This window comes from Photobacterium phosphoreum (assembly GCF_002954725.1).
Lineage (GTDB): Bacteria > Pseudomonadota > Gammaproteobacteria > Enterobacterales > Vibrionaceae > Photobacterium > Photobacterium phosphoreum.
Map to the genome: position 1 here is coordinate 208990 of NZ_MSCQ01000001.1, position 11731 is coordinate 220720.

General features: G+C 42.7%; 9 protein-coding genes. 6 read left to right on the forward strand and 3 right to left on the reverse strand.

The annotated features are described in order from the left end of the window. Window positions 1-27 precede the first annotated feature (27 nt). On the reverse strand, window positions 28-1254 hold the full coding sequence (locus BTO21_RS00850; protein WP_045032127.1) for an NAD(P)/FAD-dependent oxidoreductase: 1227 nt from the start codon (window positions 1252-1254) through the stop codon (window positions 28-30). A 240-nt stretch (window positions 1255-1494) separates the two neighbouring features. On the opposite strand from BTO21_RS00850, the gene BTO21_RS00855 reads away from it, so the two are divergent. The 5 genes from BTO21_RS00855 (at window position 1495) to BTO21_RS00875 (ending at window position 9981) form a co-directional block, all read left to right on the forward strand. Next, window positions 1495-2727, forward strand: coding sequence for an exonuclease SbcCD subunit D C-terminal domain-containing protein (locus BTO21_RS00855; RefSeq protein ID WP_045032129.1), 1233 nt, complete (start codon window positions 1495-1497; stop codon window positions 2725-2727). A 17-nt stretch (window positions 2728-2744) separates the two neighbouring features. Next, on the forward strand, window positions 2745-6542 hold the full coding sequence (locus BTO21_RS00860) for an SbcC/MukB-like Walker B domain-containing protein (protein WP_045032131.1): 3798 nt from the start codon (window positions 2745-2747) through the stop codon (window positions 6540-6542). A gap of 178 nt (window positions 6543-6720) precedes the next feature. Continuing rightward, the gene (phoB, locus tag BTO21_RS00865; protein ID WP_065192588.1) at window positions 6721-7410 is read left to right on the forward strand and encodes a phosphate regulon transcriptional regulator PhoB; all 690 of its coding nucleotides are present in this window, start codon (window positions 6721-6723) and stop codon (window positions 7408-7410) included. Window positions 7411-7563: 153 nt separating this feature from the next. Then, window positions 7564-8895: a phosphate regulon sensor histidine kinase PhoR gene (gene phoR, locus BTO21_RS00870; protein WP_045032134.1), complete on the forward strand. Its 1332-nt coding sequence runs from the start codon at window positions 7564-7566 to the stop codon at window positions 8893-8895. A gap of 21 nt (window positions 8896-8916) precedes the next feature. Then, window positions 8917-9981, forward strand: coding sequence for a PstS family phosphate ABC transporter substrate-binding protein (locus tag BTO21_RS00875; RefSeq protein ID WP_239998055.1), 1065 nt, complete (start codon window positions 8917-8919; stop codon window positions 9979-9981). 69 nt (window positions 9982-10050) lie between these two features. On the opposite strand, the gene BTO21_RS00880 is transcribed toward BTO21_RS00875, so the two are convergent. Further along, window positions 10051-10326, reverse strand: coding sequence for a helix-turn-helix domain-containing protein (locus tag BTO21_RS00880; RefSeq protein WP_045032136.1), 276 nt, complete (start codon window positions 10324-10326; stop codon window positions 10051-10053). Continuing rightward, on the reverse strand, window positions 10323-10511 hold the full coding sequence (locus tag BTO21_RS00885) for a type II toxin-antitoxin system RelE/ParE family toxin (protein ID WP_045032138.1): 189 nt from the start codon (window positions 10509-10511) through the stop codon (window positions 10323-10325). Before BTO21_RS00885 ends, BTO21_RS00880 begins: the two co-directional genes overlap by 4 nt. A 32-nt stretch (window positions 10512-10543) precedes the next feature. Here BTO21_RS00885 and BTO21_RS00890 point away from each other — a divergent pair. Further along, window positions 10544-11688, forward strand: a protein-coding gene (locus tag BTO21_RS00890; protein ID WP_105026656.1) for an IS3 family transposase whose coding sequence is annotated in 2 segments (ribosomal slippage) — window positions 10544-10808 and window positions 10808-11688 — 1146 coding nt in all. Because the reading frame shifts where the segments join, the coding sequence is not laid out codon by codon here. Window positions 11689-11731: the final 43 nt, after the last annotated feature.

An 11731-nucleotide genomic window follows, 5' to 3' on the forward strand; every position in this document is an offset into this window, starting at 1 on the left:
GTAACCTAATTAGCCTTTCAGTAATAACTAGATTTTCGGTTTAAAAATAGCTTTAAGACGTTTAGTGATCATCAACCGAGAAACGGTAAACATGCCACTGATGGTTTTTTGGTGTAGGCGAAAAATAGTATCGTAAATACGGCGAATCAGCAGCCCATGCAATACAAAGTGGCTTTCCATTTTTGAACCGGGAGCAAAAGAGCCAACCGCAAAATAGTGTCCAACAGCGACCACCATGCCACCATCTTTAAAGATAAAGTCAGTCAGTGGTTTGCCATGTAAAAAGCCCCCCAAACTTTTAGCCAAATGTTCCGCAGCGCGATTAGCCGCTTGGGCTTTTGGTGGAACAAACCCCCCATCAGGTTGTGGAATGGCGGCGCAATCACCAAGGGCAAAAATACACTCATCCACCGTCGTGGTTAAATCCATATTGACTTCAATTTGATTAATGCGGTTATACGCCAATCCACCAATACCATTGAGCCAGTCAGGGGCTTTTATTCCTGCCGCCCAAAATTGGACATCGGCATCAAGAGTACGGTTATCTATTGTTATCATGCTTTTGGCTGTCACTTCATTAATACGGGTTTGCAGTAACACATTGATGTTGTTTTTTTCGAGTTGTTGCTGAACTTTACGTGACATTTTTTCTGGGCTATTGGGTAATACTCGATCAGCCGCTTCGATTAAATTAATCGTCAATGGAGTACCGTTATAACGCAGTAGTTTTCGACTTTCGCGTTCCAATTCTGCTGCAAGTTCAACCCCTGTTGCGCCAGCACCGACAATATTGACGGTATGAGGTGTACTTGCTCGTAGAATGTAACTCATTTTATGCCATGCTTGGCGGGCTTGATTGGCAGAGTCTAAGAAGATGCAATGATCTTTCGCACCTTGAGTATTAAAGTCATTACTGACCGCCCCGATAGCGATAATGAGGTAATCGTATTCCACCTCATAGTGAATATCATCCATCGCACCACAGACTGAAATGGTCTTATTGTCACGGTTTATATCGGTCATTGAAGCTTGATAGTGTTGGTAGCCGTGTTTGGCACCATGAGTGAAGTAACATACGGTATCGAGATCGCTATCAAACGTCCCCGCTGCAATTTCATGTAAGCGCGGTTTCCAAAAGTGATGAGTCTCAGGTTCTATTAAAATAACCTCATCTTCTTTTCTGATGGTTTTTTTTAGTAAAGTTGATAACTCAATGCCTGCAGCACCACCACCGACAATAACGATCCGTGACATATGAATACCTCATATTTGCGTATATGAGTCCATTCATGCGCGGGTTGTTGTAAAATAACGACTGTTAATAAACAGTGTGAATGGCGTGAAATGTGTTGTTATCGCAATGCTTTTTAATTCTGAAATAAAGCGAAAAGCACGAGTATTGATTTAAAACACATTATTCATTCTAGATGGGATTTTACGGTTTCACACGGTACAATCTGATGATTATTTCTGGCTTGGTAGCGTATTCCTATTATGAAAATTATCCATACCTCTGATTGGCACCTCGGTCATCAATTACATGGCTATAGTCGTGCAACTGAACATCAAGCATTTTTAGATTGGCTGGCTGATACTCTAGAGCAGCAACAAGCTGATGCCTTATTGGTTGCGGGGGATATTTTTGATACTGCTAATCCAGCCGCCAGTGCGTGGGAAATGCTATATCGATTTTTAGCCCGATTAGCGAAAACACTGCCAAAGCTCGATGTGGTGATGATCGGTGGTAACCATGACTCGCCAAGTAAGTTAGATGCGCCACAAGCGTTATTAAAAGCGTTTGATTTACATTTAGTGGGTGGCATTCATCGCTTAGATAATGGTGAATTAGATTGCGATCGAATGTTAATACCGTTAACAGATGCAATGGGTGAACAAGCTGCATGGGTGCTGGCTGTACCCTTTTTACGCAGTGCCGATTTACGCACCGAAAATTTAGCAGAAACCGATGATCGACTGATTAAAGGGGTCGAGGTGTTATATGCTGAAATGACAGCTGCTGCGCGGAAACGTAAACAGCCCCAGCAAGCGTTAATTGGCATGGGTCACGCCTATATGGCGTCAGGGAAAATCTCTGAAATGTCTGAACGCCGCGTATTAGGCGGTAATCAACATGCCTTGCCCGCCACTATTTTTGCTGATGATGTCAGTTATGTTGCCCTTGGACATTTGCATTTAGCCCAGAAAGTTGCCAAGCAAGAACATGTGCGTTATTGCGGCTCACCAATTCCACTATCAATGGCTGAGCGTAATTATAGTCATCAAATTGTAGTGGTTGAATTAGATGGTACTGAAGTCACTAAGATTGAGCCGATCACTATTCCGCGCAGTGTTGATATGTTGAAAGTACCTGCTAAAGCTGCGCCATTAGACGAAGTGTTAGTGGCACTTGCCGCCTTGCCTGATGATGAACTTCCTCGCGAGCAACAGCCATTTGTAGAAGTGCATGTACTGCTGGATAAACCTCAAGCCTTGTTACGCGAAAAAGTGTTACAAGCTCTTGAAGGAAAATCGGTGCGGTTAGCTAAAATTACCCCCCATTACCAACACGTAGAACAGCAACATGGTTTGCAGCATCAACGGTTATCTGAGGTGTCACCGCAACAAGTATTCTCTTTAAGTTGGAATAAAAAATACGATGGCGAGCCTGATGCTGCAATGACCGCAGCGTTTGAAAGCTTATTGGTGCAAGTTGAAGAACAACAATAATAATAGCGAGTAATAACATGAAAATTCTTGCACTACGCGGTGAAAACTTAGCCAGCTTACAAACTAAATTTGAGATTGATTTTGCTGGTGGACGCTTAGGCGAAGCGGGCTTATTTGCGATCACGGGTAAAACTGGCGCGGGTAAATCAACCTTGCTCGATGCGATTTGTTTAGCGTTATATGATCGTATTCCTCGGCTACAATCGAATAAAAAAAATGATGCCGAAATTGGGCGTGACAGTGACGATAACCGCATTAAAGCCAATGATGTGCGCAGCATTTTATCACGTGGCAAAGCGGAGGGTTTTGCTGAAGTAGATTTCATTGCCAATGATGGCTCACATTGGCGTACCCATTGGCAAGTGCGTCGTGCCCGTGGTCGCGCTGAAGGTAAAATGCAAGCGGCAGAACAATGGTTAGAAAACCTTGAAACAGGGCAACGTTTTGCAGGTAAAAAACAAGAACTCCAAGCTGAAATCGAACGTTTAATCGGGCTCAGTTTTGATCAGTTTCGTCGTGCAGTAATGTTACCTCAGGGTGAGTTTGCGGCATTTTTAAAAGCCGGTGCAGATGAACGCGCCACCTTACTTGAGCGCATGACGGGCGGTGAAATATATGGTCGGTTGTCGATTGCTGCCTATGAACGTATGCGTGATGAAAAGCAAAAACTGGCGCAGTTACAAGCCAAACTCGGTGACGTAGCGTTATTAAGTGATGAACAAAAATTGGCATTAAATAGCCAGTTAGAGGTTGTACGCCAGCAAGTAAATACGCAGCAGCAACAGCTTGATCAATTAAAACAGCATCAAGAGGTAATGTTAACGGCGTCAAAGTTACAGCTGCGTATTACCGACAGTGAACAGCAATTACAGCAGGCAGAGTTAACTCAACAACAAGCAGCACCGCGTTATATAGAGCTGCAACAATATGAACAAGCCTTGCCCGCCCGTGGTGATTTCAGCTTATTAGCACAAGCTAAACAGCAACTGATTAAGTGGACGGCAACAGAGCAACAAAGTAGCGTTACTTTAAAAGACAATCAGCAACAGCAAGCGCAATTGCAAGCGAATAGTGAGCAATGCCAGCAGCTATTGACGCAAAAAAAACAGTTGTTTAATGCGCTTGAGCCGCAACTAAAGCAAGCAGCTACCATTGAACAACAACGTCATGGCTTACAGTTGCAACGTGATGAATTACAACTGCAAATTTCACAGTTAACCAACGATTTAGCGCTTAAACGTGAGCAATTGCTTAGTCAACAGCAACAGCTGCAAACCTCGCAACAACAATCTCAACAGTTAGCGACAACTTTAGACGCGACTCAAGCGGTTAAAGTATTAGCTGAACAACAAAATGCGATCAAAGATAACATTCACCAGTTTCAGCAAGCGCAAACTGATATCACGCAACTGCAAGCCGATATTAAACTGCGTCAAACAACGTTAACGACGATAGCTCAGCAGCAAACAGCACTTGATCAACAGCTTTCAAGTTTGGCTGTACAACAGCAGCAGTTAACAGAAACAACCGCCGCGCACGATCTTACTCAATTAGAACAAGTCCAAGATCAACAACGCCAGCATTATGCTGCCTATCAACAGCTTAATATTAAGCTAAAAGACTGTTTATACGGCGTAGATAAGTGGCATGAACAGCTACAGCAGCGGGATAAATTACAGTTACAGCAACAGGGTTTAACTGCCAATATTATTCAAAATCAGCACCGTTTGATGGCGTTAACCCCCGAATTATTACAATTAGACGCACAACATAAAGAAGTTGATCATCAGCTAACTCAAAGTCGAGCGGTAATGAATCTAACCGATTATCGAGATCAATTGGTTGAGGGCGAAGCGTGTCCATTATGTGGTGCGCTTGATCACCCTTATCAACAACATAATCCGCAAGTTGCCACCATCATTAGTCAGCAGCAGCAACGATTGCAGCAGTTAGCGAAGCAATTGCAAGATGCACATGCCGAGCAGCGTCAACTGACCCAATCGGTCGCGCAAGATCAGCAAGCTCAAGCTGATTTAGTGATTGAAATCCAAGTGCTTGCTGAAAAAATTGAAGTGATTGTTAGTCAGCAGCAATGTCTGTGGTCTGATTTAATGGCAATTGATCTTAGTACGATAACCTTGGCAGAAATTAACTTATCAACGACAAGTGATGTGGCTCAGTTGGCACATTATCAAGCGAATTGGTCGCAAGCGGTTGATGATGCGACAGCGCAAATGCAGACCATTAAAACCCAAGGTGAGCAACGTAAAAAACTGATCACCGAGGTTAAGCAGCAACAGCAACTTCTTCAGCAATTGGGTCAGCAACAGTCAGAACTCAAAGAACAATGTCACCAATTGTCGCAGCAACAAACGCAAGCACAAGAGCAGCAAAAAGCGTTGGTATCACAAGCTGGTAGCCAGCAACAAGTACGCGATCAAAGACAACTGGCATTGAATGCTATTTATGGCAGTGATACGTGGTTAAGTGCATTGTCACAACAAGGCAATATTGCTTTTATTGAAGCACTTGAACAGCAAATTACTGACTACCAAGCCAATGTTAAACAACAGCAACAGCTTGAAAAACAGTTAACAGAATTGGCACCGTTATTAGCGCAGCTAACCAGTGACGTTAAACATAGCGCACAGCAGTTGCAGACAATGGTCGATAAAGATCAGCAGTTAACCCAACAACAAGCGGTCTATTGGCAGCAACGAATTGATTTAATTGGTGAGCAGTCGATTGAGAGCATTGAAAATAAAGCCAAAACTGACCTTGAACAGCAGCAACAACAATTACAGCAACAGCAAACGCAGCTGAATCAGTTAGCGGAAACAATGGCTGCTAATGAGGCACATAATCACCATGCCAAACAGCAATTAGTTGAAGCCAATCAAGCCCAACAACAGTTGCAACAAACATGGGGTAATTGGTTAGAGAAATTAGCCCTCACTGAACCTGAATTAACCGCATTGTTGAGTAAAGATGATACATGGTTACAGCAGCAACGCACTGAGCTTAAACAGATCGAACATGCGTTATCTAGTTGCCAAACGGTATTCATCGAGCGTCAGCAAGCGCATACCGATCATCAACCAATGATTGAATCAGCCACCCAATGGTTTACTGACCATGAGATTGGCACTGATGCTAGCTTACAACAGCAATTAATGGGAGAGTGGCAAGCTCAGAAACAGCAGCTAGATGATCAAGTGTTCCAGTTCCGCCAGCAACTCGTGCAAGCTGAAACTGCTGAACAACAAGCAGGGGATTTACGCTCAGCATTAGCGACACAACAGATCCAAACTGAGTTGTGGTTGCAAATGAATGAGTTGATTGGTTCAGCAACAGGCAATAAGTTCCGTACCTTGGCACAAGGGTTAACCTTGCAACAATTAGTCTTAGCCGCTAATGAACATTTGCAAGATTTAGCGCCGCGCTATGCATTACAGCCAGTTCCCGGTAGTCCATTAGCCTTGCAAGTTATCGACCACGATATGGGCGATGAAGTGCGCAGTGTTGAATCCCTATCTGGAGGTGAAAGTTTCTTGGTTTCGCTGTCATTAGCATTGGCATTAGCCTCCCTTGCAGCAGATACGCGCCAGTTGGGTTCACTGTTTATTGATGAAGGCTTTGGTACGCTTGACCCTGAGAGTTTAGAAATGGCATTGGCCTGTTTAGATGCATTGCAAGCAGATGGACGTCAGATTGGGGTTATCTCGCATGTAGGTACTTTAGTCGAACGGATTGGGGTCCAAGTTGCGGTGGAAGCGATGGGCGGTGGTCGCAGTCAAATTGCCATTAAAGGGTAATAAGATTGCCACTAATTGTTGGGGTATTTTTATTGTAGTATCAAGCAATAAGCCTATTTTCAACGGTTATTATTTATTATATTAAAACGCGCTTTATCTGAAAAAGTCACAAAAGTGTAATAATGAACACACATAATGATGCATGTCAGAGAAAACAAACGACTAGGTAGATTTTATTATGGCAAGACGGATTCTTGTAGTAGAAGACGAAGCACCGATTCGCGAAATGTTGTGTTTTGTACTAGAGCAAAATGGATATCAAGCAATAGAAGCTGAAGATTACGATAGTGCACTAGAAAAAATGTGCGAGCCGTATCCTGAGTTAATCTTAATGGATTGGATGTTGCCTGGAGGCTCTGGCATTAATTTGATTAAACACTTCAAGCGTGATGAGCTGACTCGCCAAATTCCAGTGGTGATGCTAACTGCCCGTGGCGAAGAAGAAGATAAAGTCCGTGGGCTAGAAGTGGGCGCGGATGATTACATCACTAAACCGTTTTCACCGAAAGAACTGATGGCACGTTTGAAGGCGGTTATGCGCCGTGCTTCACCAACCGCTTTAGATGATGTGATTGACGTTCAAGGTTTGAAGTTAGATCCAGTTTCACATCGCGTAACTTCAGTTGATGAGCCACTAGATATGGGGCCGACTGAGTTTAAGATGTTGCACTTTTTTATGACTCACCAAGAGCGTGTTTATAGCCGCGAACAATTGCTGAATAATGTTTGGGGCACCAATGTTTATGTTGAAGATCGCACTGTTGATGTCCATATTCGTCGTTTACGCAAAGCGCTTGAAAATGGCGGTCACGATAAAATGATTCAAACAGTACGTGGCGCGGGATACCGTTTTTCGACCCGTATGTAAACACCACATCATACATATGCTGACAGTAGCAAACTATTAACCTTCATTGTTATTATGAGCCTATGATAACAACGAAGGTTGTGTTGGTTTTATCGAATAGAAAAATAGCATAACGGAACTACTGCATTACTCCGTTATAGCTAGGAGTAATACATGGTGGAAAGATTGACATGGAAAAGGCTGGTTGGGGAGCTGATATTATTCTATCTACCTTGGATTGTGCTCGGCATTATTTTTGGCTACCTACCGTGGTTTTTATTGATCGCGAGTTGGATCCAGCTTGGATGGCATTTTCATAACCAACTTAAAATGTCGAATTGGTTATGGAAAGATCGTAGTTTAACCCCACCTTCAGGCTCTGGCAGTTGGGAGCCTCTGTTCAACGGTATCTATCGTTTACAGCAACGTAATCGCCGTCGCCGCAAAGAACTTACTACCTTAATTCGTCGTTTCCGTAATGGTGCAGAATCACTGCCCGATGCGGTGGTGGTGTTTCGCAGTGAAGGTAATATTGTGTGGTGCAACAAATTAGCCCAGCAATTATTAGGCTTACGTTGGCCTGACGATAGCGGTCAACCGATCAGTAATTTATTACGCAGCCCTGATTTTGTGCGCTACCTTTCCCGTCAAGCATTTGATACCCCATTAGAAATCACCTCACCGATGAACTATGACCGTACTTTAGAGCTGCGGATCATGCGTTATACCGAAGGCGAATATTTAATGGCAGTACGTGATGTATCGCAGTTAAAACAACTTGAAGGCATGCGCCGTAACTTTTTTGCCAATGTGTCGCATGAATTACGCACCCCAATGACGGTGTTACAAGGCTATCTTGAAATGGCACAAGATCCTGAAATGCTAATGGGACCGATGTGGGATCGCGCGCATGGTGTTATGACCGAACAATTAGCACGCATGAATGCCTTGGTTGAGCAACTGTTGACCTTATCTAAAATTGAAGCGGCACCGACGATTGAGCTTGAAGAAATTGTCAATGTACCAGCGATGCTGGATATTTTAGAAAAAGAAGCAATATCACTCAGTGGCAATAAAAATCAGTCGTTTACATTTGAAGTGGATGACAGTTTAAAAGTGCTAGGGGATAACGATCAACTCCGCAGTGCGATATCCAATTTGGTCTATAACGCAGTTAAACATACACCTAATGATGCTGCTATCCATGTGCGTTGGTATCGCTCACCAAATGGGCCTCGATTAGAAGTCACCGACAGCGGTGAGGGTATTGCCGCACAACATATTCATCGCTTAACTGAACGTTTTTATCGGGTTGATAAAGCCCGTTCACGCGAAACAGGTGGCAGTGGTTTAGGGTTGGCGATTGTTAAACACGCACTTAGCCATCATGATGCACATCTAGAAATAGATAGTGAAATTGATAAAGGCAGCACCTTCTCATTCACGTTGCCAAGTCGATTAGTGGCTGATACTGCTTTACTTGATACTGTGGCTCATGATGAGTAATTACTTGGGTAAGGATACCTTATGTTAATGTCACCGCTAACGAAAATGATCTCTATGGCGATCACTGGAGTGTGCTTATTGGGTATATTCGCTGTTGAACCTGCTGCCGCGGCAACAAATACCGCTGCGGCAACAAATACAGCCGCAGCGACACATTCTGTTAGCGCAACAAAAGCGGTGACAGAGGTGGATACTCAGTTACAGCCATATTCTAAAGTCAGTGGTATTTCGGGCAATTTATCGTCGGTAGGATCAGATACACTTGCCAACTTAATGACCTATTGGACCGAGGCATTTAAGCGCCAATATCCGAACGTTAATATTCAAATTCAAACGTCTGGCTCATCAACCGCACCGACTGCGCTGGTGGAAGCAACGGCACAATTAGGGCCAATGAGCCGTGAAATGAAGACCAAAGAAGTTGAAGCATTTGAAAAAGAATACGGTTATAAACCAACCGCAATCAAGGTTGCTGTTGATGCATTAGCGGTGTTTGTGCATGAAGATAACCCACTTAAAGGGATTAATTTCGAGCAGTTAGATGCAATATACTCACGCACCTTACGTTGTGGGGCGTTAGAGCCAATCACTCGTTGGGGGCAATTAGGCTTACCTAATAGTTGGCAGCAACGTGATATTCAATTATTTGGGCGTAACTCGGTATCAGGCACCTATGGCGATTTTAAAAAGCGCGCCTTATGTCGTGGTGATTTCCGTAATAACGTCAATGAACAGCCGGGTTCAGCGTCAGTGGTACAGTCTGTTTCAACCTCGCTCAATGCTATCGGTTATTCAGGCATTGGCTATAAAACCACAGGGATTCGCGCCATTCCTGTCGCCCGTGAAGGCACTGATTATGTTGAAGCAACAGTAGCAAACTCGATCAATGGTAACTATCCGTTATCGCGCTATTTGTATTTGTACATCAATAAACATCCAAACAAAGCATTAGCACCGATGGAGCAAGAATTTCTTCGCTTTATTTTATCGAGTGATGGGCAAAATATTGTGCAAAAAGATGGCTATATTCCATTACCAGTCGCGATTGTGAATGAAAACATGGTTAAGTTGGGGCTGAAGGATTGAGGTTGGTGTTAAGTAGGCATAAAAAAGGTCGCTACATATAAGCGACCTTTAAAATTAAATTTACAAAAATTAAGCATGTTTAAAACCAAGATTTAGCTTAAATCCACATGCTTGAGCATAACTTACTAAAGTTTTAAGACTAGGATTTGATCGTCCAGATTCTAAGCGCGAAATATTCGGGGCTTTTGTTCCCATTTTTTCAGCAACTTCATCTTGCGTTAGGCCTGATTCCTCTCTCATTGAAATGAGAGAACTGATCAATTCAAATTCAGCGCTTAGATTGTCATAAGCTTCTTTTACTTCAGGATCTTGTAATGCTTTTCTTTTTAATGCAGATAAACTCATAACTTCACCTCTTTCATTTGCTCTCTGGCAAGTGCTATTTCTTTTTTTGGGGTCTTATTGGTCTTTTTCACAAAAGCTCTTAATACGTAAACGTGCTGTCCTTTTAAATAACAAAACAAACCTCTACCTATACCTTCTTGAGCTTTAGTGTTGTGGCTTAATGAACTTGTACACCAAAATAGGATAAAATACTCTTAATATCAAAATGGTGTACATAATGAAAAAAGCTCGAACAACTTATTCAGTCGCATTCAAGCACGATGCTGCTAATTTAGTCCTAAATAAAGGCTACACAATACAAGAAGCATGTAATGCTGTTGGTGTCGGATATACAGCAATGAGTCGCTGGGTTGCTCAGCTAAAGCAAGAACATGGTGGAATAACACCAACTTCAAAAGCCATGACACCAGAACAAAAACGCATTCAAGAGCTCGAAGCAAAAATTAAACAGATTGAGTGGGAAAACGATATTCTAAAAAAAGCTTCCGCTCTTTTAATGCAGGACAACATCAAACGATAGATTTGATAGCAGCATTATCAAAAGAGCCTCATTCAATAAAGCCATTATGTAAGCTATTTGAAATACCTCGTAGTAGCTATCATTATCGACTTAAATATCGGGGTATTGTTACGCCTGAGCAAGCATTGCTGCGTCAAAAAGTTGTTGATATTCATAGTCGTAGTAGAGGCTCTGCGGGAGCAAGGACAATAGCTGGTCAGCTTACCCAAGAGGGTGAAAATGTTGGTCGTTATAAAGCTGCTAGCTTAATGAAAGAGCTCGGTATTATAAGTAAACAACCGAATAAACATAAATATAAAATATCAGAAGATGTCTCTAAAATAGCTCCGAATTTATTAAATCGAAAATTTAATGTTAAAGCACCAAATCAAGTTTGGTGTGGCGACGTGACATACGTTTGGGCGGGTAATAAATGGTTATATTTAGCCGCTGTTATGGATCTGTTTGCTCGAAGAATTGTGGGTTGGGCATGCTCAGATAGCCCTAATAGTGATTTAACCTGTGCCGCACTTCGAATGGCTTATGAAAGCCGTGGTCGACCACAAAATGTGATGTTTCATTCAGATCAAGGTTGCCACTACACCAGCCTTCAATTCAGGCAAACATTGTGGAAATACCAATTAACTCAAAGTATGAGTCGACGCGGAAATTGTTGGGATAATGCCCCAATGGAACGCTTTTTTAGAAGCTTTAAAACGGAGTGGATGCCAAAAGAGTGCTATAACAATTTTGTAGAAGCAGAAAGGGATACACTTAAATATATATTGCAGCATTACAATACCAAGCGGGGCCATAGTTATAACAACTATTTATCGCCAGTGATGATGGAAGCAGCCGCTTAATTTAAACACCTATAAAGGTGTACAGTTTTACTTGACCACTACA